At 73.1% G+C, this 20832-nt stretch carries 20 protein-coding genes and 1 pseudogene; 7 read left to right on the forward strand and 14 right to left on the reverse strand.

Annotation, left to right across the window (positions count from 1 at the left end):
• Positions 1 to 8: 8 nt before the first annotated feature.
• From ABZ098_RS10155 to ABZ098_RS10180, 6 genes are all read right to left on the reverse strand, one after another.
• On the reverse strand, positions 9 to 1472 hold the full coding sequence (locus ABZ098_RS10155; protein ID WP_356589399.1) for a penicillin-binding transpeptidase domain-containing protein: 1464 nt from the start codon (positions 1470 to 1472) through the stop codon (positions 9 to 11).
• Between the two features lie 17 nt (positions 1473 to 1489).
• The gene (locus ABZ098_RS10160) at positions 1490 to 2851 is read right to left on the reverse strand and encodes an FtsW/RodA/SpoVE family cell cycle protein (RefSeq protein ID WP_356589092.1); all 1362 of its coding nucleotides are present in this window, start codon (positions 2849 to 2851) and stop codon (positions 1490 to 1492) included.
• A 52-nt stretch (positions 2852 to 2903) separates the two neighbouring features.
• Complete coding sequence (locus ABZ098_RS10165; RefSeq protein ID WP_356589094.1) at positions 2904 to 3314, reverse strand: SH3 domain-containing protein; 411 nt, start codon at positions 3312 to 3314, stop codon at positions 2904 to 2906.
• 97 nt (positions 3315 to 3411) lie between these two features.
• The gene (locus tag ABZ098_RS10170) at positions 3412 to 4647 is read right to left on the reverse strand and encodes a HAMP domain-containing sensor histidine kinase (RefSeq protein WP_356589096.1); all 1236 of its coding nucleotides are present in this window, start codon (positions 4645 to 4647) and stop codon (positions 3412 to 3414) included.
• Positions 4644 to 5327 carry a hypothetical protein gene (locus tag ABZ098_RS10175; RefSeq protein ID WP_356589098.1) on the reverse strand — a complete coding sequence of 228 codons (684 nt, stop codon included), beginning with the start codon at positions 5325 to 5327 and terminating at the stop codon, positions 4644 to 4646. Before ABZ098_RS10175 ends, ABZ098_RS10170 begins: the two co-directional genes overlap by 4 nt.
• A gap of 142 nt (positions 5328 to 5469) precedes the next feature.
• Entirely contained in the window at positions 5470 to 5976 is a 507-nt protein-coding gene (locus ABZ098_RS10180; RefSeq protein ID WP_356589401.1) for a dual specificity protein phosphatase family protein, read from the reverse strand.
• Between the two features lie 130 nt (positions 5977 to 6106).
• Between ABZ098_RS10180 and ABZ098_RS10185 the strand changes: the two genes are divergently transcribed.
• Positions 6107 to 6910 (forward strand): nuclease-related domain-containing protein, encoded by an 804-nt coding sequence (locus ABZ098_RS10185; RefSeq protein ID WP_356589100.1) that lies wholly within the window; start codon positions 6107 to 6109, stop codon positions 6908 to 6910.
• Positions 6911 to 7426: 516 nt separating this feature from the next.
• On the opposite strand, the gene ligD is transcribed toward ABZ098_RS10185, so the two are convergent.
• Positions 7427 to 8308 carry a non-homologous end-joining DNA ligase gene (ligD, locus tag ABZ098_RS10190; RefSeq protein ID WP_356589102.1) on the reverse strand — a complete coding sequence of 294 codons (882 nt, stop codon included), beginning with the start codon at positions 8306 to 8308 and terminating at the stop codon, positions 7427 to 7429.
• Between the two features lie 62 nt (positions 8309 to 8370).
• On the opposite strand from ligD, the gene ABZ098_RS10195 reads away from it, so the two are divergent.
• Positions 8371 to 9390 carry a Ku protein gene (locus ABZ098_RS10195; RefSeq protein ID WP_356589104.1) on the forward strand — a complete coding sequence of 340 codons (1020 nt, stop codon included), beginning with the start codon at positions 8371 to 8373 and terminating at the stop codon, positions 9388 to 9390.
• A 51-nt stretch (positions 9391 to 9441) separates the two neighbouring features.
• Here the strand turns inward: ABZ098_RS10195 and ABZ098_RS10200 are convergent, their stop codons facing one another.
• The 6 genes from ABZ098_RS10200 to ABZ098_RS10225 all read right to left on the reverse strand — a co-directional run bounded on the left by ABZ098_RS10200 (position 9442) and on the right by ABZ098_RS10225 (position 13601).
• Positions 9442 to 9948, reverse strand: a complete 507-nt coding sequence (locus ABZ098_RS10200; RefSeq protein ID WP_356589403.1) for a peptidylprolyl isomerase — start codon at positions 9946 to 9948, stop codon at positions 9442 to 9444.
• 47 nt (positions 9949 to 9995) lie between these two features.
• Positions 9996 to 10388, reverse strand: coding sequence for a hypothetical protein (locus tag ABZ098_RS10205; protein ID WP_356589106.1), 393 nt, complete (start codon positions 10386 to 10388; stop codon positions 9996 to 9998).
• Positions 10389 to 10396: 8 nt separating this feature from the next.
• Complete coding sequence (locus tag ABZ098_RS10210) at positions 10397 to 10909, reverse strand: SigE family RNA polymerase sigma factor (RefSeq protein ID WP_356589108.1); 513 nt, start codon at positions 10907 to 10909, stop codon at positions 10397 to 10399.
• 183 nt (positions 10910 to 11092) lie between these two features.
• Entirely contained in the window at positions 11093 to 11569 is a 477-nt protein-coding gene (locus tag ABZ098_RS10215) for a hypothetical protein (RefSeq protein WP_356589110.1), read from the reverse strand.
• A 44-nt stretch (positions 11570 to 11613) separates the two neighbouring features.
• A complete protein-coding gene (locus ABZ098_RS10220) occupies positions 11614 to 12687 on the reverse strand; it encodes an acyltransferase family protein (protein ID WP_356589111.1) in 1074 nt (357 codons plus the stop codon).
• An 89-nt stretch (positions 12688 to 12776) separates the two neighbouring features.
• Positions 12777 to 13601: an SDR family oxidoreductase gene (locus ABZ098_RS10225; RefSeq protein WP_356589112.1), complete on the reverse strand. Its 825-nt coding sequence runs from the start codon at positions 13599 to 13601 to the stop codon at positions 12777 to 12779.
• 93 nt (positions 13602 to 13694) lie between these two features.
• Between ABZ098_RS10225 and ABZ098_RS10230 the strand changes: the two genes are divergently transcribed.
• Positions 13695 to 14315, forward strand: coding sequence for a helix-turn-helix domain-containing protein (locus ABZ098_RS10230; RefSeq protein WP_356589114.1), 621 nt, complete (start codon positions 13695 to 13697; stop codon positions 14313 to 14315).
• Positions 14316 to 14571: 256 nt separating this feature from the next.
• On the opposite strand, the gene ABZ098_RS10235 is transcribed toward ABZ098_RS10230, so the two are convergent.
• The gene (locus ABZ098_RS10235) at positions 14572 to 15867 is read right to left on the reverse strand and encodes an MFS transporter (protein ID WP_356589115.1); all 1296 of its coding nucleotides are present in this window, start codon (positions 15865 to 15867) and stop codon (positions 14572 to 14574) included.
• 629 nt (positions 15868 to 16496) lie between these two features.
• Between ABZ098_RS10235 and ABZ098_RS10240 the strand changes: the two genes are divergently transcribed.
• The 4 genes and pseudogenes from ABZ098_RS10240 to ABZ098_RS10255 all read left to right on the forward strand — a co-directional run.
• On the forward strand, positions 16497 to 17492 hold the full coding sequence (locus ABZ098_RS10240; protein ID WP_356589116.1) for an NAD-dependent epimerase/dehydratase family protein: 996 nt from the start codon (positions 16497 to 16499) through the stop codon (positions 17490 to 17492).
• A gap of 46 nt (positions 17493 to 17538) precedes the next feature.
• Positions 17539 to 19173: a carbamoyltransferase C-terminal domain-containing protein gene (locus ABZ098_RS10245; RefSeq protein WP_356589117.1), complete on the forward strand. Its 1635-nt coding sequence runs from the start codon at positions 17539 to 17541 to the stop codon at positions 19171 to 19173.
• Complete coding sequence (locus ABZ098_RS10250) at positions 19170 to 20201, forward strand: glycosyltransferase (RefSeq protein ID WP_356589118.1); 1032 nt, start codon at positions 19170 to 19172, stop codon at positions 20199 to 20201. The genes ABZ098_RS10245 and ABZ098_RS10250 overlap by 4 nt, the downstream gene beginning before the upstream one ends.
• Positions 20198 to 20725, forward strand: a pseudogene (locus tag ABZ098_RS10255) (HAD-IIIA family hydrolase); the annotation flags it as partial. The gene ABZ098_RS10250 and the pseudogene ABZ098_RS10255, both read left to right, overlap by 4 nt.
• Between the last annotated feature and the right edge of the window lie 107 nt (positions 20726 to 20832).

Genomic DNA, 20832 nt, shown 5'->3' on the forward strand with positions numbered 1-20832 from the left:
GCCCCGTCTCACTCCTTGGAGTTGAGCACCGCCTCCATGACCGCCCGGGCGATCGGCGCCGCCACCCCACCCCCGGTGATGTCCCCCCGGTCCGCCGACGCGTCCTCCACCACCACCGCCACCGCGACCTCGGGCGCCATGTCCCGCTCGTCCTGCGCCCACGCCACGAACCATGCGTACGGCACCCCGGAGTTGCCGATGCCGTGCTGGGCGGTGCCGGTCTTGCCGCCGACGATCGCGCCGCGGATGGCCGCGTTGGTGCCGGTGCCCTCGGCCACCACCTGGGTCATGAGCTCCTTCAGCACGGCGGCCGTCGCCGGGGACATGGCCTGCCGCACCGGACTCGGGCCCGCCGTGGCCACGACGCTGCCGCCGGCCGTGGTGGTCCGCTCCACCAGGTAGGGCGTGCGGATCTGGCCGCCGTTGGCGACGGCCGCCGAGACCATCGCCATCTGGAGCGGGGTCGCGCGGGTGTTGTACTGACCGATCGACGACAGGGCGAGCTGTGCCCTGTCGACGGTCGGGTCGAAGGTGCTGCGGGCCACCGAGAAGGGGATCCGCAGCGCGGGGTCGTTGAACCCGAAGGCGCGCGCGGTGGCCGTCATGTCACGCACCCCCACGTCCACCCCGAGCTTCGCGAACACCGTGTTGCACGACCACCGGAACGCCTCCCGCAGGGACAGGTCCTCGCAGCCGTCGGACTCGTTGCTGAGCGAGGTGGTGGTGCCGGGCAGGGTGTACGGCGCCGGCGAGTCGGTCGGCGCGTCCACGTCCTTGATCACCCCCGCGTCCAGCGCGGCCGCCGCGGTGACCACCTTGAACGTCGAACCCGGCGGATAGGTCTGCCGTACCGCCCGGTTGAGCAACGGCTTGTCCGGGTTGCCGTTGAGCCACGCCCAGGAACGGCCCACCCCCGCGTTGTTGCCCGACAGCACCCCCGGGTCGTACGACGGCGAGGACACCAGCGTGAGGACGCGTCCCGTCGCCGGCTCCACGGCCGCCACCGCTCCCTTGCGTCCGGCGAGCCCGCGGAAGGCCGCCTCCTGCGCGGCCGCGTTCAGGGTCGTGACGACGTCCCCGCCGGGGTTGCGTCTCCTCGTGAAGTCGTTCCACAGCGGGAACGGCGTCAGCATCGGGTCCGAGCCGGAAAGGACCGCGTCCTCGGTGTGCTCCAGGAGGGTCGTGCCGTACTCCTGCGAGGCGAAGCCGGTGACCGGCGCGTACAACGGCCCGTCCGTGTACGTCCGTTCGTAGCGGAGCTGCTCCCCGGTGTCCCGGGATCCGGTGACCGGCCGCCCGCCGACCAGGATGTCACCGCGCTCCCGGCCGTACCGGGCGATGTTCTCGCGGCGGTTGGCCGGGTTCTCGGCGTGGACGCGGGCCTCGAAGACCTGGACTCGGGCGGCGTTGACGAGGAGCGCCAGGAGCAGCAGGACGCAGAAGCAGGCGGCGTGCCGGATGTAACGGGTCATGACGGGGCCTCGTGTCGTCACGGGGTCTCCTTGCCGTCGTACTGGCCGCGGGCCGAGTCGCTGACCCGGATCAGCAGGGCGACGATCGTCCAGTTGGTGACGACCGACGAGCCGCCCTGTGCGAGGAACGGCATCGCCATGCCGGTGAGCGGGATCAGTCCGCCGACCCCGCCCGCGATCACGAACACCTGGAGCGCGACGATCGAGGCGAGGCCGATCGCCAGGAGCCGTCCGAAGGGGTCGCGCAGGGCGAGGCCCGCCCGGTAGCCGCGCTCCACGAGAAGGGCGTACAGCAGGAAGATGGCGGACAGGCCGGCCAGGCCCAGTTCCTCGCCGGCCGTCGCCAGGATGAAGTCGGACTTGGTGGCGAAGCCGATCAGGACGGAGTGGCCGAGCCCGAGTCCGGTGCCGAGGATCCCGCCCGCCGCGAAGGCGAACAGGGACTGCGCGAGCTGGTTCGGCCCCTGGCCCGCCTCGATCGAGGCGAACGGGTGCAGCCAGTCCTCCACCCTGCTGTGCACGTGCGGTTCCAGCCAGCCCACCGCGATGGCCCCGACGGTGGCCAGCAGCAGGCCCAGCGCGATCCAGCCGGTGAGCCCGGTGGCCACGTACAGCAGGACGACGAACAGTCCGAAGAACAGCAGCGAGGTGCCGAGGTCCCGTTCCAGGACCAGGACCCCGACGCTGAGCAGCCAGATGGCGACCAGCGGGCCCAGCACCCGGCCGGTGGGCAGTTGCAGCCCCCAGAAACGCCGCCCGGTGAACGCCAGCGCGTTCCGGTTGGTCGCGAGGTACGCGGCGAAGAACACCGCCAGCAGCACCTTCGCGAACTCGCCCGGCTGGATGGAGAACCCGGCGATCCGGATCCAGATGCGGGCGCCGTTCACCGCGGGGAACAGGATCGGCAGGATCAGCAGGGCGAGCGCGGCGGCCACACAGACGTACGCGTAGCGCTGGAGCACGCGGTGGTCGCGCAGCATCAGGACGACCCCGATGAACAGGGCCACTCCGACCGTGGACCACACGAGCTGGGTGGGGGCCGCCTGGTCGCCGGGTGTCTCCAGGTCGAGCCGGTAGATCAGCACCAGGCCCAGTCCGTTGAGCAGCACCCCGATGGGCAGCAGGAGCGGATCGGCGTACGGCGCCCTCAGTCGCACCGCCATGTGGGCGACGAGCGCGAGCACGCCGAGCCCGGCGCCGTAACCGGCGGCGCCGGGCGGGACGGTGCCGTGCCGGGCGAGGCCGACAGCGCAGTAGCCGTACACCGACAGCAGCACGGCGAGGACGATGAGGGCCAGTTCGATGCCGCGGCGCCGGGGCAGGCGTACCGCGCGAGCGGGGGTGTCCGCGGGGGCCACGGTGATTCCGGCCTTGGTCATGTCCGGAACCTACCCAAATAGGACGTGATGTCTGCCTAGTTTGTGCGAGATGTCAGCACCAGCGTGGCGCCGGACCGATGGTCCTGATGTACCGGGCCGAGCCCCAGGCCCAGGTGCCGTCCGTGAGGAGGTACCACTGGCGGTTGCCCTGGACGCTCTGCCCGTTGGTCCGGCAGAAGATGGAGACGACCTCACCCCGGTCGGCCCACCGGATGATCTGGCCACCCCGGTTGGGCGCAGCGCGCAGAGCCAGCGAACTGGCCGTCACGACACCCCGGGCCAGCCGTGAGTTCTGGTTCTGGCCCTGATTCTGGCCTTGGTTCTGGCCCTGGTTCTGCTGGTTCCATGAGGAGCTCTGGGGGTCGTCGCCCCACTCGTCGCCGGCGACGGCGGGCGTGGCGAGGGCGGTGACGGCGAGGGCGCAGGCGGCGACGGCTATGGGGAGACGGGAGCGCAGGGACATGGGGGGACCTCCGTGAGGGGGGTGCGAACCTGACTGTTCGCCACGTTAGGAGGCGTGCGGACCCGTCGCCCTTTCAGATGGGCCATAGGGGCAGTACCTAGCGCAGCGTCAGAGTCGCGACCGCCCCACCGCCGTCCGCGTTCGAGAACGACAGCCGGGCCCCGAGCACCTCCGCCTGCCCCACGGCGATGGTCAGCCCCAGCCCGTGCCCACGGGCCCCGCCCTCCGTGCGGAATCGCTGCGGCCCGTGCTCGACGAGATACTCCGGGAATCCGTCGCCGTGGTCCCGGACGGTCACCACCGTGCCGTCGACCGTCACGGACACCGGTGCCCGCCCGTGCCGGTGCGCGTTGGCCACCAGATTGCCCAGCACCCGCTCCAGCCGCCGCCGGTCCGTCTCCACGGCGAGATCCCGTACGACGACGACCTCGGTGTCGGTCCCGGACGCCCGCACCACCCGCTCGGCCACCACGGACAGGCGTTCCGTGGCCGGCTCCACCGTCTCCCGGCCGGTGTCCAGCCGGGAGATCTCCAGCAGGTCCTCCGTCAGCGTCCGCAACGCGGCCACCCGGTCCCGCACCAACTCGGTCGGCCGTCCCGGCGGCAGCAGCTCGGCCGCCGCGTGCAGCCCCGTCAGCGGTGTCCGCAGCTCGTGGGCCACATCCGCGGTGAACCGCTGCTCGCTCAGCAGCTTCCCCTGGAGCGACCCCGCCATGGAGTCCAGCGCGGCGGCCACCGCGGCCACCTCGTCCTGCGGCCGCGAGGGATCCTTCGTCCGCGGATCGCCGACCCGCGCGTCGAGGTCGCCCGTGCTGATCCGCCGGGCCACCCGGGCGGTCGTGTGCAGCCGTTTCGTCACCCGGGTGACCGCGAACGCCCCCACCAGCAGCGTCGCCGTGATCGCCAGCACGGACGACCACAGGATCGCCCGGTCCAGTCCGGCGATCGTCCGCGCGCCCTGCGAGTAGTCGACCTCCACGGCCAGCGCCCGGTTCCCGTCCACCGGCCCCGCCGCCCACATCGTGGGGCGACCGTGGTGCTCGGCGACCATCGTGCCGCGGTCCCCGGCCACCGCCAGCGTCCGCAGCGACCCCGGCAGGTCCGGCGGGTCCACGCCCGCGTCCCACCTCAGGGTGTCCCCGGCCTCGTACGCCTCGGTCGCGTCCTTCAGCCGGCTCAGGGCCAGGTGGCGGGCCTCGCCGACGGTCTGGTTCGTCACCGAGACATGCACCAGGACACCGAGCAGCGCGGCGAGGGCGCAGCACATGACGGTGATGAAGACGGCGGCCTTCACGGCCAGCGTGCCGGACCAGCGGGGCAGCGCGAGCCTCATCGCGAGCTCGCGGACGGGCTGGGCGCCGCGGTCGGCACGTCACCGAGGGCCCGGCTGCCGGTGCGGAGCATCTCGTCGTGCGTGAGGAGCATCGACTTCTGCTGCGGGTCCCAGGTCCACTGGAGCCGGTACTCGTATCCGGCCACCTCGGACGGCGAGCGGATGATCACCGAGTGCCCGGCCAGCTCGACCCCGCTGACCGCGTCCTCCCAGCGCATGACCCGCACCAGCCGGTGCTTGGCCACGGTGTAGACGCGCACGGCGGTGACGTTGCCGGGCGACTGCCGGAAACCCAGCGTCAGGTCCTCGTGCCCGTCACCGGTCAGGTCGCGGTAGTACGGCCGCAGCACGGGACACCTCTTCCCGGCCGCCCCCCGCTTCCCGCAGTCGGCCATCCGGCGGGCCGTCTCGGCGTACCCGGCGCCGGAGTAGCCGCTCGGGTCCTGCTTGATCTCGGCGCGCACGAGGGCGACCGGGTCGACCGTGCGGATGTCGTCGCCGGGCACGGAGACACCCGCCACCACCTCCGAGTCCACCTCGCCGATCTCGAAGGCCGGGCTGGAGGCGGGCGTCAGCTCCGGCCACAGCCGGTCGGGGCTGATCGCGGTCGGCGTCGGGCCCGCGCCCACCAGGTCGCCCGCGTCACCGCAGCCCGCCGCGGCCGCGAGCAACAGGGCCACGGCGACTACGGCACGGGTCGTACGGGGTGCGCGGCGGGCGGGTGGCACTGTGCTCCTGGGGTCGGGGCCGTACGGGGGTGTCGGCCCGTACACATTATTCGTACGGACGTCCTTTTCGCCGTCCGGCGGTACCGGGCGGGCCCTACTCGGCCAGCTCCTCCAGCAGCCGGGCCGTCGACAGCCCGGCCCGGAGGTACTCGACGAACAGCTCGTTGTGCAGCGCCCACGGCGAGCGTCGGCCCCGGATCAGCCGGATCGCCGCGTCGGCCGTGTGCCCCCTGCGGACCAGGGTGTGCGCGACGACCAGGCCCGAGCGGTTGTAGCCGTGGTAACAGCGGACGAGGACCGTGCGGCCCTCGTCCAGCGCGTCGCTCGCGGCCTGCGCCAGGCGCATCACGCCCGCGAGCTGCGTCCCGTCCAGCGGGCCGTCCGGAATCGGCCACACATGGTGCTCGACCCCGGCATCGGGGCCGTGGCCCGGCAGCCGCAGCAGCGTCTGCACGACCTCGAACTCGTCCCGTACGACGGCGAACTCCCGCTGCCCGGAAACGCTCTGGAACTCATGTCCGCCCATCCACAGCCCGGGCACGATCTCGTCCCACGGTCTGTCCGGAGCCGGTACGTCGGGTTGCTTCCCGCGGGTCCGCAACAGCGCCTCCCCAAGCCCCTGCGCCAAGCCCTGCAACTCATTGCAACTCGCTGCAACTCACCCCAAAGGTAACCGGCTTCTTGCCTGCGCAGCACCCCGCCTGTTCCCATGGTCCCTGGGGTGATGGTGCATGAGCGGACTGCGCGTCGTACCGACCTGGCGCCATGGTCAGGAGCGGCTCTACGTCTGCCTCACGGACGGCAGGAACATCGCCTGGTACGACCGTGAGGCGGCCCGGATCAACCTGCTGAGCGAGGACCGCAGACAGGACGTGCTCGACGCCCTCGGGCCCTTCCTGACCGGCCGGGTGGCCGTGGGTCCGCCCCCGGTGCCGACACCCGCCGAACTGGCCCGGCTCTCCCTCCATCCGGACGACGACCTCGCGCCCAACCGGCCCGGCGAGGCCCTCCAGATCGCCCTCGACCGGGACCCCGGGCCCGCGCACCGGCTCCGCCGCGACCCGCGTCGCCGCGCGCTGGAGGCCGAGCAGGCCGTGGGCGAGGCGCTGGACCGGCTCGACGGCACGGGCTGGCACACCCTGCACTCCGTCCCGCTCCCCGGCGGCGACCGCGTCCACCATCTGGCGATCGGCCCCGGCGGACTGTTCGCCGTGCACACGCTGTACGCCCGCAAGCAGCGGGTCACGGTCTCCGACCCGATGGTCGCCCTCGGCCGCCGCGACCCGCAGCCACTGCTGCGCCGCGTCCGCGCCGACGCCGACCGCGCCTCCTACGCCCTGACGGCCGAGGTACACCCGGTCCTCGCCCTCGTCGGCCCCGCGGCCGTCACGGTCACCGTCCCGCCCCGCGGGGTCCGCGTCCTCGCCGACACGGACCTCGAAGCCCTGGCCCGCCTCGGCGGCGTCCTCAAACCGGCGGACGTGGAGGCCCTGCACGCGATGGCAAGGGACCGCCACACATGGGCCAAGGTCTGAACACCACGGGCTGGGGCCGTGTGTGTGGGGGGCGGGGATGGCAGGGCCTGAACACTGCGGGCTGTGGCCGTGGGGGGGGGCGCGGGCGGTAGGGCTTGGCCACTGCGGGTTGTGGCCGTGGGGGGCGCGGGCGGTAGGGCTTGGCCACTGCGGGTTGTGGCCGTGGGGGGGCGCGGGCGGTAGGGCTTGGTCACCGCGGGTTGTGGCCGTGTGGGGCCCAGGGCGTACGGCCTGGTCACCACGGGCTGAGGCCGTGTGGGGGCGCGGGGCGGTAGGGCCGGAACACCGCGGGCTGTGGCCGAGCGGGGGCCTGGACGCTGTGGGCTGTGGGTGCGTGGTGGGCGTGAGGACAGCAGGGTCGGAGCGCCTTGGGCTGAGCCCACCCCGGGGCACGGAGGCGGCAAGGTCTGAACGCCGCCCACCGCAGCCCACCCAGGGGCGCGGGGAACTGCGCGACAAGCCCCCACCGGCCCGCGGCCGCCCGACAACCCGACCCGACCCGCCCCCGCCGCGTCCTCACGGCAACGGTGACGCCCGTTCACCGTCCAGCAAGGGAGCCAGCAGATCGCCGTAGTCCCGCAGTCGAGCCCCCATGTCCCCGGCCTCGAAAGCGAGTTGCCCAGGCGCCCCACACTCCTCGACCTCCGTCCAGGTCACCGGCGCCGACACCAGCGGCCGGGCCCGGGCCCGCAACGTATAGGGAGTCGCCGTCGTCTTGCGGGCGGCGTTCTGGCTCCAGTCCACGAAGACCTTTCCGGGACGCAGATTGCGGGTCATCCGGTGCAGGGCCAGCCGGGGCATCGCCCGCTCCGCCTCCACGGCGAGCTGCTTGGCGTACTCCGACACCTCGTCGGAGGAGGCTCCCCGCACCGCCGCCAGCAGGTGCAGCCCCTTGGAGCCGGCGGTCTTCGGGTACGCCTCGATGCCGTCCGCCGCCAGCCGTTCCCTGAGCCACAGGGCCACCTCGCAGCACTCGACGACCGTCGCGGGCGGGCCCGGGTCGAGGTCGAGGACCAGGCGGTCGGCCTCGTCGGGCGCGTCGACCAGCCACTGGTGGGTGTGGAACTCGGTGACCAGGTTGGCGGCCCACATCAGGCTCGCCAGGTCCTGGACCAGGACCATCCGGGCCGGGCCCTCGGAGCGGGGCACCTCGGCCGTGGTGACCCAGTCGGGCGTACCCGGCGGCACGTTCTTGGCGAAGAAGACCTGGCCCTCGGGGCCGTCCGGGTAGCGCAGGAAGGAGACGGCACGGTCACGCAGATGGGGGAGGAGGACGTCGGCTGCGGTGGCGTAGTAGTGGAGCACCTCGCCCTTGGTGAAGCCGGTGGCCGGATACAGCACCTTCTCCAGATTGCTGAGCGCGAGCCGTCGCCCCTCCACCTCTGTGATCGGCGTCATACGATGAGAATCGCACGCAAAGAGGGACAAAAGGGCGTAATACCCCAGAAAGGGTGCTGCTGGTGAGATCCATATGGAACGGCGCCATCTCCTTCGGCCTGGTCAGCATCCCCATCAAGCTGGTCAACGCCACCGAGAGCCACTCGATCTCCTTCCGCCAGATCCACACCGAGGACGGCGGCCGGGTCCGCTACCGCAAGGTCTGCGAACTGGAGGACCGGGAGATCAGCCAGGCGGAGATCGGCAAGGGGTACGAGGACGCGGACGGCACCATCATCCCGATCACCGACGAGGACCTGGCCCATCTGCCGCTCCCCACGGCCAAGACGATCGAGATCGTGGCCTTCGTGCCGGCCGACCGGATCGACCCCCTCCAGATGGACGCGTCGTACTACCTCCAGGCGGGCGGCGCCCCCGCGGCCAAGCCGTACACCCTGCTCAGGGAGGCGCTCAAGCGCAGCAACAAGGTGGCCATCGCCAAGTACGCGCTGCGCGGCCGTGAACGCCTCGGCATGCTCCGGGTGGTCGAGGACGCCATCGCCCTGCACGGACTGCTGTGGCCGGACGAGGTCCGCGCGCCCGAGGGCCTCGCCCCCGACACCAAGGTCACCATCAGCGACAAGGAACTCGACCTCGCCGACGCGCTGATGGACACCCTCGGCGAGATCGACCTGGACGAACTGCACGACGAGTACCGCGAGGCGCTGGAGGAGGTCGTCGCCGCGAAGGCCGCGGGCGAGGCGCCCCCGGAGGCCCCGGAGCAGGCGCGCGCCGGCAAGGTGCTGGATCTGATGGCCGCGCTGGAGAAGAGCGTGCGGGACGCGAAGGAGTCGCGGGGCGAGGAGCCGGGGGAGGTCAGACAGCTGCCGCAGCGCAAGTCGGCGCGGGCGGCACCGAAGCAGACCGACGGGAAGAAGTCGACCGCGAAGACCGCCAAGAGCGCCGCGACGAAGAAGACGGCCGCCAAGAAGACGACGGCGAAGTCGTCACAGGGGACGAAGAAGACCGCGGCGGCGAAGAAGACGACGAGCGCGAAGAAGACGGCGGCCAAGAAGACGGCCGCCCGCAAACGGACCGCGTGACCTGCGCACCGCCGTCGGCACCGCGCAGGTCTCGTCAGTCCTCCCGCGAGGTCAGTCGACGACCTTCGCGGACTCGATGATCACCGGCTGCGTCGGCACGTCGCCGTGACCGCGGCTGCTGCCGGTCCGCACGCCCTTGATCTGGTCGACGACGTCCTGGCCCTCGGAGACCTTGCCGAACACGGTGTAGCCCCAGCCGTTCGGGCTCTTGGCCGTGAAGTTGAGGAACTCGTTGTCCGAGACGTTGATGAAGAACTGCGCGGTCGCCGAGTGCGGGTCGCTGGTGCGCGCCATCGCCACGGTGTAGGCGGTGTTCTTCAGACCGTTGTCGGCCTCGTTCGGGACCGGCGCGAGCGTGGGCTTCTGCACCATGTCCGGGGTGAAGCCACCGCCCTGGACCATGAAGCCGTCGATCACCCGGTGGAAGATCGTGCCGTCGTAGTGCCCGTTGCCGACGTACTTCAGGAAGTTCTCGACGGTCTTGGGCGCCTCGGCGTCGGCGAGCTCGAGGACGATACGGCCGAAATTAGTGGTCAGCTCGACCCTGGACATGGGAATCGTCCCTTTCTGGTGGGGCATGACCGAAGCATCTTGTCACACGGCGGTCATGGCGCCGGTGACGACAGGGGGGCCTCGCCCGTGGCGATCCCGGTCGTGCCGGGCCGCGGGGTCGGTACGACCGAGGGCTCGGAGGGGGCGGGCGACGGTGACACCGGGCCGGTGCGGGTGGGCGGGGGGCTGCTCGCCGGGGCCAGCGGCACCGAGGAACGGCCGGAGTCCGTACCGGGCAGCGTGGCCAGGATCCCGGCCGTGAGGGCCCCGGCCACCAGCGCTCCGACGGCGCCCGAGACCGCCGTACGACGGCGTCGGATCCGTCGGCCGCCGGCGACGGCCGCGTCGGTGACACCGGGCAGGGCCGGCTCCCGCGAACCGTCGAGGATGGCCTCGAAGGCGTCCCGCACGCGGCCGCCCTCCCCGTACTCGTCCCAGTCGCCCATGTGCCGCCTCACCTCCCGCTCGTCTCGCCCGCCAGGCCCTCGACGAGGCCGCGCAGCCGGACGAGCCCGCGGGCGCTCTGGCTCTTGACCGTGCCCGGGGTCACGCGCAGCGCCTCGGCGGTCTGCTCCACACTCCAGTCCTCCCAGAACCGCAGTACCAGGACCGCCCGGTAGCGGGGCGGCAGTTCCATCAGCGCGGCCTGCATCACCAGCCGCAGCTCGGGCGTGACCGGCGGCTCGCCGGACACCGGCTCCGGAACCTCCTCCGTCGGCTCCTCCCGCCAGCTCCGCTTGCGGTACTGGTCGATGAAGACACGGGTGAGGATCGTACGGGCGTACGCCTCGACGTTGCCGTCGCGGCGGACCCGGCCCCAGGAGGCGTACAGCTTCATCAACGTCGTCTGGGTGAGGTCCTGCGCCTGGTGCCAGTCCCCGCACAGCAGGTACGCGCTGCGTCTGAGCTGCCCCTGCCGGGCCTCGGCGAACTCCCGGAACTCCCGCTCCCGGACTGCTTCCCGCACCCGCCCCGACCCTCCGCCGAACCCGTCACACCTGTCCTTCAGAGGTACGGCGGGACGCTCCGCGAGGTTGCACGCCCTCGCGAGAAAAGTTTCCGCCCCGGTCCGTGCAACCCGCCCCGGCGGCCGCCCCGTACTCCTCTCACGCAACCGACCCGACCACACAGGAGCAGTCTTGACGAACCGTCATGGCAACCGACCCATCCGCCGTCTGCTGATCGGCGTCCTCGCGGGAAGCGCCGTGGCCGTGGCGGGCTGGGCCGCCGTCGCGGGCGCCGCGACCGGCTCCACCACGCCCAAGCCGCCGTCGGCGCCGTCCGTGGCACCCTCGACGGTGCCCTCACCTGTGCCGTCGCCCGTGCCGTCAAAGGGGCCGTCCCGGCCGAGCCCGGTCCCGTCCGAGCCGACCAGGGTGCCCGGCCCGGTGCCCTCCGCCCCGGGGACCGCGCCGAGCCCGGTGCCGACGGTCGTGCCGAGCGAACGACCCTCGACCGCCCCGAGCCCCGCCCCGGCGAAGCCCACCACCGTGCCCGGCCCGGTGCCGTCGGTCGCGGAGAGGCCGTCGAAGTAGCCCGGGCAGCGACGGCCACCGTGCCGGGCCCGGGTGGTCGTCTCGCGCGGTCGCCGGGAGGTCGTCGCGGGGGCCGGGCGGGGGGCCCGCACGGGGCGGTGGCCGAGCCGCCGTTCCCTGGTGCGGGCAACTCCCGTCAGGTGCGGGCCGGTTGGGGTGGCTCCCGGTGGAAGGCCCACCGCAGCTCCGGTTCCACCACGCACCGCAGGGCTCGTCGGACCGGTGGGGTGCACAGGGCGGTCACGACGGTGGCGGCGACGAGGGTGGCCGCGGCCACGCCGAGCGGACCGTGGACCCAGGCGGGCCCGTACCAGCCCCAGAACCGGGCGCCCTGGACGAGGAAGCCGTGCAGCAGATAGCCGTACAGCGTGCCCGCGCCCAGTGCGGTGAACCAGGTCCGCCGCCCGGGTACCAGCGCGAGGAAGCACCCGACCAAGGCCAGCGAGCACCCGAAGGCGACCAGCGTCATCACCGGCCCCGACCAGGCGGGCGCGCCCAACTCCTGGGCGCTGTCCCGGTGGTAGAACCAGGCTCCGCTCATCCGCGGCACCACCCAGTAGGCCGCCCCGAGCGCGACCGCGAACACCGGCCCGGCGAGCAGCCGTACCGCCCGTCGGCGGACCAGCCGGAAGTGCTCGGGCCTGAGCGACAGACCCAGCACGAAGTACGGCAGGAACTGCAGGACACGCTGGAGGTCGAGGTCGTCACCGATGGAGGGCGTGAGCGTCGCGAGCATCGCCACGGCGAGGGCGACCGGCACCGGATGACGTACCCGCTTCCACACGGGCGTGGTCAGCCGCCACACGAACAGGGCCACCAGGAACCACGTCAGATACAGCGGATCCAGCAGACTCACCGGCCGGTCCGGCTCCTGGTCCGTCCACCGGGTGAAGAAGGTGTACGCCGTCTCGAACACGACGTACGGCACGACGAGCCCGGTCAGCAGCCGCCGCAGCCGCCCCGGACTCGCGTCGAAGTTCCGCGAGAAGTAGCCGGAGACGACGATGAACGCCGGCATGTGGAAGGCGTACACGAGCAGGTACAGCGCGGACACCGCCCGGCTCCCGTCCCGCAACGGCTCCCACGCGTGTCCCACGGCGACCAGCACGATCGCGAGGTACTTGGCGTTGTCGAAGAAGGCGTCGCGCTCCGCGGGACGCTGGGCCGCGGGTCTTTCCCGAGGTACGGCTGTGACGAGTTGCTCGTGCATCCCGGGCGCCTCACCACTCCGGGACCACCCCAAACTCCGCACCTGTGTGCTGGCCGTACCCCGGCTCCCGGCGCGGTGTCACAGGCCGGTCAGGCCGGGTCGCCCTGGGACAGGGCGGAGACGTCGGCCCAGTCCTGCCAGATCTTGAGGCGCTCGGCGTAGACGTGGGGGGCCATGTCCAGTCCCGCGGTGCCGAAGAAGACGCGCAGGGGCGGGGTGTCGGCGTCGACGACCTTCAGGAGCGCCGGTCCGACCGCGGCGGGGTCGCCGATCTTCATGTCCCGCCAGCCCTCGGCCACGGCCGCGCGCACCCCGTCGTAGACGGGCAGCTGCTCGGCGAAGCTGGCCGAGGCGCCCGACCAGTCGGTGGCGAAGCCGCCGGGCTCGACCAGGGTGACCTTGATCCCGAATCCGGCGACCTCCTGGGCGAGGGACTCGGTCAGTCCTTCCAGGGCCCACTTGGAGGCGTGGTAGCCGCCGAGGTTGGGGAAGGCGACCACGCCGCCGATGGTGGAGATCTGCACGATGTGGCCGCTGCCCTGTTCGCGCAGGAGCGGCAGGGCTGCCTGGGTCACCCACAGGGTGCCGAAGAAGTTGGTCTCCATCTGGTCGCGGACCTGTTGCTCGGTCAGTTCCTCGACGGTGCCGAACAGGCCGTAGCCGGCGTTGTTGACGACGACGTCCAGGCCGCCGAAGTGGGCGTGCGCCCGCCGCACGGCCTCGGTGGCGGCGGCCCTGTCGGTGACGTCCAGGGGCAGCGGAAGGATCGCCTCGCCGTGGGCGGCGACCAGGTCCTTGAGGGAGTCGGTGTTGCGGGCGGTCGCCGCGACCCTGTCGCCGCGCTCCAGGGCGGCCTCGACGAACTGGCGGCCGAAACCGCGCGAGGAACCCGTGATGAACCAGATCTTGCTCATGGAAACACTCCTGCTTGAGACGAGGGCTTACGGAGAGACAGTAACGCAGTCTGAGACTCAGTATCAAGTTGAGCTCTTCTGTATTCTGCACGCATGACCGACCCCGACAGCACTCCCACCCGCTCGGCGGCCAAGCCCGGACTGCGGGAACGCATGCGAGCGACGATCCGGGCGGAAGTGACGGAGGTGGCGCTCAGGCTCTTCATCGAGCAGGGCTTCGACCGCACGACCGTCGACCAGATCGCCGCCGAGGCCGGGCTGTCGCGCGCCAGCCTGTTTAGGCACTTCGGTACGAAGGAGGACATCGTTCTGGTCGACCTGGAGGAGCTCGGCCGCCAGATCGCCGACGCGCTCGCCGCCCGGCCCGACGAGGAACGGCCCTGGGAGGCGCTGCGCCGGGCCTTCGACGTGATGACGCGGATGAACGAGGCGGCGCCCGAGCGGACCCTCAGCTATCTGCGGATGCTCCAGGACACCCCGTCGCTGCGCGCCCGGCACTACGAGAAGCAGCTGGGCTGGCAGGAGATGATGGTCCCGGAGATCGCCCGGCGACTGGGGTCCGGCCCCGACCGGCCGGAGGATCCCAGGCCGACCGCCCTGGTCGCGGCCGCCCTCGCCTGCGCGGACGCGGCTTCGGTGGGGTGGGTGGCCTGTGAGGGCGCTGTTCCCCTGGCGGTGCTGCTCGACCGGGCGATGAGCGCGTTCACGGAGTAGAGGCGGCACGAGAAGCCAGGACGTACGGCCCGCCGCTGCCGGTCTTCGACGGAGACGGTCGTCGAGGTCGCCGTCCAGCTCCGCTCCCGTCGGTCGACGGCCGGGACGAGCTCGCCCCCGGTTCCGGGGATCGAGGTCGGCGACGGGCGCGTCTCCCGCATGGTTCGGCCGACGGTGGCTCTCGGGGGCCGCCGAGGTGACCTCGTCGCGGACGGCACGGACGGCCCGGTTCGCGCCCCCTCCGCCGGTGCCACCCTCAGGCGGCCGTGCTCAGCGCCTCCCGGCCCGCCACCTCGCCGCCCGGCTTCGTCGGCAGGGCCACGGGCCCCGGTGTGCGGCGGGCCCGCACCACGAATCCCGCGCCGATCGTGCCGGCGATGAGCAGGCCACCGGTCACGAGAGCTCCCCGGGCCCCGGCCAACTCCATGAGCAGGCCCAGCGCCGGCGGGCCGCCGAGGCTCCACACCGTGCCGATGCTGCTCCACGTGCCGAGGACGCGCCCGCGCAGGTGAGGAGGCGGGTCGGTCTGGAGGACGGCCGTTTGGGCGGTGTCCGACACGGATTCCAGCACCGCCATGGGCAGGACCAGGACCAGCAGGACGACCAGCGACGGCGAGAGTCCCGCCGCCAGTTGCAGCAGCGCGCCCGCGGCGGCCAGGGCGCCCACCAGCCGGACGGAGGGCCGCCGCAGCCGGGCGCCGAGGAACGCGCCCAGGATGCCGCCGACGGCGAGGACGGCGGAGACCGTGCCGAACGCCCCCGCGCCGCCCGCGAGCGGCCCGGTGACGAGCACGGCCAGGGTCAGCCCGTAGTTGCGGCCGAAGACCGAGCTGATCCCGGTGATGCCGGCGAGCGCGACCAGACGGGGCCGACGCGCGAAGAAGCGCAGGCCTCCGCGCACGGTCGTGTCGGCCCCGGCCCCGGCCCCCGCCCCCGTCCGCGTCTCGCTCGTGTCGGTCCCGGTCCGCGCGGTGGTCCTGCCGGGCACGACCACCGCCCCCGCGCCCGGTGCGGGGCGCAGGAACGGCACGACGGCGGCGACGAACAGGAAGGACAGGCCGTTGGCCGCGTACGCGGCGGCCGTGCCGAGGAAGCCGACCGTCACCCCGGCCAGGGCGGTCCCGACGAGCCGGCCGGCGCTGTGCACCAGCGCCCCGACGCCGATGGCGGAGGGCACGTCCTCGGGCGGGACGAGGTCGTTGCCCAGCAGGGCGCACGCCGGCCCGTCGACGGTGGCGATGGTGCCGGTCACGGCGGCCAGCACCAGCAGGGACGTCATGTCCAGCCGGTCCAGCGCCACGAGCACAGCCGTGGCGAAGGCGACCGCGCCCAGGAGGGTCTGGCTCACGACCGCCGTCACCTTGCGCGACCAGCGGTCCACGGCCGCCCCGCCCAGCAGGCTCATGAACAGCGCGGGACCGGCCTGGACGGACATCGACAGCCCGGTGGCGGCGGCGGACCCGGTGATCTGCAGGACGAGCAGGTTCTGGACCGTGAGCTGCATCCAGGTGCCGATGTTCGACACGAGGTTCGCGACGGACCACCAGCGCATGCCGCGGTGTCGCAGGGACCGCCACGGCGAGCGTGACGCCCCCCGGGGCGGGACGGCGGCGGTGTCCGGGGCGGCGGCAGGGCAGGCGGCGGGAGGGAGGGAAGACACAGTGGCGTACCCGAGAGGCGAAGTGGCAGGTCAGACAGGTAGGCGAAACCGAGGAACGCCGGCTGCGCTGCGCGGCCGTCCACCGAGTCGGTCACGGCGCGCACCATCGTGGCAGACCTGCCCGACGGCTCTGCCGCGGTTCGCCGCGCGCGAGCGCCCTCATGGGCTCAACTGCCGCTCACCCGCACATCACTTGCTCTGCCGAGTGCGGTTGCTCACAAACTTCTCCCCTTTCTCACCGGTCACTCCGGCAACAGGCCCGGCGATCTCCGCAGCAGTCGCGCGCCCTGGCGGCCCTATGCACAATAGGGATCAAAGTGTGAAAGCAACTGGCGCGGAAAAACCACTGTCCTTCCGCCGGGAACACGGCGGCCGCGGCCAGGACGGCCCTGTTCCTGACGCACGTTCCGGTGCGTCCTGACCATTCCTGTCCTTTCACTCCCTTTCCATGAGCCGCTCGCGCCGCACCGGACACGTGCGTGCCGTTCTCGGGCCCCGCGAGCACGGCTGAAGGACGTCCCATGACTGATGCCACCTTTCGCATGCCCTGGCGCCGTGCCGTGGTGACCGGCGGTGCCGGCTTCCTCGGCAGCCATCTGTGCGAGCGCCTGCTGGATTCAGGTGTCGAAGTCGACTGCGCGGACAACCTCTCGTCCGGGGCGCGCGAGAACATCGCCCATCTCCAGGGCCGCGCCGGGTTCAGGTTCGTGGAGTGCGACGTCTCCGCGCCCGACTGCCCACGGCGCCTGCCGGGACCGTACGACGTCGTCCTGCACTTCGCCTGCCCCGCCTCGCCCGCCGACTACCTGCGGCTTCCCCTGGAGACGCTCGACGCGGGCAGCCTGGGCACTCGCACCATGCTGGCCCTCGCCGAGCGGGACCGGGCACGCTTCCTGCTCGCCTCGACGTCCGAGGTGTACGGCGATCCCCTGGTGCATCCGCAGCGCGAGGACTACTGGGGCAACGTCAATCCGGTGGGTCCGCGCAGCGTGTACGACGAGTCCAAGCGGTTCGCCGAGGCGCTGGTCACCGCTCATGTACGCGCCAAGGACGCCAACGCGGGCATCGTTCGCCTGTTCAACACCTACGGGCCGCGCATGCGCGCCCACGACGGCCGTGCCGTGCCCACCTTCGTCTGCCAGGCGCTGGCCGACGAGCCGTTGACGGTGGCCGGTGACGGCAGCCAGACGCGGTCCCTGTGCTACGTCGACGACACGGTCGACGGGATCCTGCTGGTGGCCGCGAGCCGCTCGGTGCGGCCCGTGAACATCGGCGGGACCGACGAGGTCATGGTCCGGGACATCGCCCGCCGGGTGGTGGAACTGGCGGGCTCCTCCTCACGCATCGCATTCGTCGACCGCCCCGTCGACGACCCGCAGCGCCGCCGCCCGGACACCCGCCTCGCCCGTGAACTGCTGGGCTGGACGCCCAAGGTGCCCTGGGAGGAGGGGATCAAGCAGACCATCGCCTACTTCGCCGCGGCGCGGTCGGCACCGGAGCCGATCAGGCAGCTCTGAGCCCGCAGGCCGACCAGCCGTCCACCACGCCGCCCCGGAGGAACCCATGCGTGTCCTGGGAATCAACGCCCTTTTCCACGACCCGGCCGCCGCCCTGGTCATGGACGGCAGGATCGTGGCAGCGGCGGAGGAGGAGCGCTTCAGCCGCCGCAAGCACGGCAAGCGGCCCCTCCCCTTCTCCGCCTGGGAACTGCCCGGACTGTCCGCCCGCTGGTGCCTGGAGCAGGCCGGTCTCACCCCGGCCGAGCTGGACGCGGTCGCCTACTCCTACGACCCCGAACTCGCCCGCCCCGCCGATCAGTTGGGCCTGGACGACCCCTGGGACCACCTGCGTCAGGAGTACGCCCGCCGGGCCCCCGAGTTCCTGGCCGAGGCCCTGCCCGGACTGGACCCGGCCAAGGTGCGCTTCGTCCCCCACCACGTCGCCCACGCCGCCTCGGCCGGCCAGGCCTCCCCCTACCCGGACTGCGCCGTCCTCGTCCTGGACGGCCGCGGTGAGTGCGGCTCCCACCTCGCCGGCCGCTACGCCAACCGCGAGCTCGCCGTACTGGGCACGCAGTCCCTGCCCGACTCCCTGGGCCTGTTCTACGAGGAGCTCACCCAGCACCTCGGGTTCCTGCGCAGCAGCGACGAGTTCAAGGTGATGGCCCTGGCGTCGTACGGCCGGCCGCGCTTCGCCGAGCGGCTGCGCGAGTACGTCCACCTGGAGGGCGAGGGCGGATTCCGGGCCCGCCCGGTCCCCTGGTCCTCGCTGGTCCCCCCGCGCGCGGCGGGCGACCCGTGGACCCAGGACCACGCCGACGCGGCGGCCAGCGCCCAGGCGTGCCTGGAGGAGGTCCTGCTCGGCCTGGCCCGCCGGCTGCACGAGCGCACCGGCGAGGAGGTGCTGACCCTGGCGGGCGGTGTGGCGCTCAACTGCGTGGCCAACACCCGGCTGCACCGCGAGGGCCCCTTCCGCCGCGTCTGGGTGCAGCCCGCGGCCGGTGACGCGGGCACGGCGCTCGGCGCCGCGCTCCACGTCGCCCACCAGAAGGAGACGGTGGAGGCCATGCCGACGGCCGCCCTGGGCCGTGGCTGGAGCGACGACGAGCTGCGGGAATGGCTGGAGCGTGCCGCCGTCCCCTACGAGGAGCCCGCCGACATCGCCGACACCGTCGCCGACGAGCTCGCCCGGGACGGCATCGTGGCCTGGTTCCAGGGACGCAGCGAGTACGGCCCCCGGGCCCTCGGCCACCGGTCGCTCCTGGCCCACCCCGGCCACCCCGCGAACCTGGAACGCCTCAACGCGGTGAAGGGGCGGGAGGAGTTCCGCCCGGTCGCCCCGATGGTGCTGGCGGAACGGGCGGCGGAGCTCTTCGACGGGCCCCTGCCCAGCCCCTACATGCTGTTCGTGCACGAGGTCGCCGCCGCCTGGCGCGACCGCATCCCGGCCGTGGTCCACGTGGACGGCACGGCCCGGATCCAGACCGTGGAGCGCGACGCGGAGCCGCTGGTGGCCCGCATGATCGACGGCTTCGAGCGCCGCACGGGGCTGCCCGTGGTGGTCAACACCAGCCTCAACACGGCCGGCCGGCCCATGGTCGACGACCCCCGGGACGCCCTGGAGTGCTTCGGGTCCGCGCCCGTGGACCTGCTGGCCCTCGGGCCGTTCGCGATCCGGCGGAAGGGCGTGTTCGCATGACGAACCCTCCCTCCACTCCGACCTCGTCCACGCCCACCTCCGCCCCCGCCTACTCCGTCGTCGTACCGACGATCGGACGCCCCTGCCTGGCCGACTGCCTGCGCGCGCTCGCCACCGCCACCGGTCATCCGCCCACCGAGATCGTCGTGGTCGACGACCGCCCGCACCCGGCCGGGGCACTGCCGCTGGAGGCCGCGGGCGTCCTGCGCGGCCGGGTGCGGACCCTGCGCAGCGGCGGACGCGGCCCCGCGGCCGCCCGCAACACGGGCTGGCGCACGGTCACCACCCCCTGGACCGTCTTCCTCGACGACGACGTCCAGGTGCTGCCCGACTGGTCCCGCCGGCTCGCCGGGGACCTCGCGGCGGCCGACGCCGTCACGGGCGGGATCCAGGGCCGGCTCTCCGTCCCGCTCCCCGCCGACCGCAGGCCGACCGACTGGGAGCGCGGCACGGCCGGACTGGAACGGGCCGCCTGGGCCACGGCGGACATGGCCTACCGCACGGCCGCCCTCGCGCAGGTCGACGGCTTCGACGAACGGTTCCCGCGCGCCTTCCGCGAGGACGCCGACGTGGCACTGCGGGTGCGGGACGCCGGCTGGACCCTGCGCCGAGGGCAGCGCACCACCCGCCACCCGGTGCGCCCGGCCGACCGCTGGGTGTCGGTACGGGCCCAGCGCGGCAACGCGGACGACGCCCTGATGACCCGGCTGCACGGGCGGGACTGGTGGATCCGCGCCGGGGCACCCCGGGGACGGCTCACCCGGCACGCGCTGGTGACGGCGGGCGCGCTCGTCGCGGCCGGGTGCGCGGCGGCCCGCAGGCCCCGGGCCGCCGGCGCCGCCGGGGCGCTGTGGGCGCTGGGCACCGCCGAGTTCGCCCTCGCCCGTATCGCACCGGGCCCGCGGACCGCCCGCGAGGTCACCACCATGCTCTCCACCAGCCTGGTCATCCCGCCCCTCGCGGTCCGCCACTGGCTCGACGGCCGGATACGGCATCGCGGCGCGGCACCGCTGAGGAGCACACGGTGAACCACCGGACCTCACCCCGCCGCCTCGCCGCCGTGCTCTTCGACCGCGACGGCACCCTCGTCGAGGACGTCCCCTACAACGGCGACCCCGACCGGGTGCGCCCCCTGCCCGGTGCCCGGCGGGCCCTGGACCTGCTGCGCGCGGCGGGCGTCGCGACCGGCGTGGTCAGCAACCAGTCGGGCATCGGCCGCGGACTGCTCACGCACGCCGACGTACGGCGGGTCAACGCCCGGGCGGACGCGCTGCTGGGCGGCCTCGGCACCTGGGTGTACTGCCCGCACCTGCCCGAGGCGGGCTGCGACTGCCGCAAGCCCCGGCCGGGTCTGGTGATCGAGGCGGCGCGACGCCTCGGCGTGGCTCCGTCGGACTGCGTGGTGATCGGCGACATCGCGGCCGACGTCCTGGCCGCGCGCGCCGCGGGCGCCCGGGGAGTGCTCGTACCCGACGCGGCTACCCGGCCCGAGGAGATCGAGACCGCGCCCCGGACCGCCCCCGACCTGCTCACGGCGGTCCGCGAGCTCCTCGACGAGGTGCCGCCAGAACGCCGGGGCCCCGCCACCGCCGACTCGGCAGCGGCCGGGGCGCCCCGGGCGGCGGACGCGGCGAACGCACTGGTCGTGCGGCTCGACAG

The organism is Streptomyces sp. NPDC006335, assembly GCF_040612795.1.
Lineage (GTDB): Bacteria > Actinomycetota > Actinomycetes > Streptomycetales > Streptomycetaceae > Streptomyces.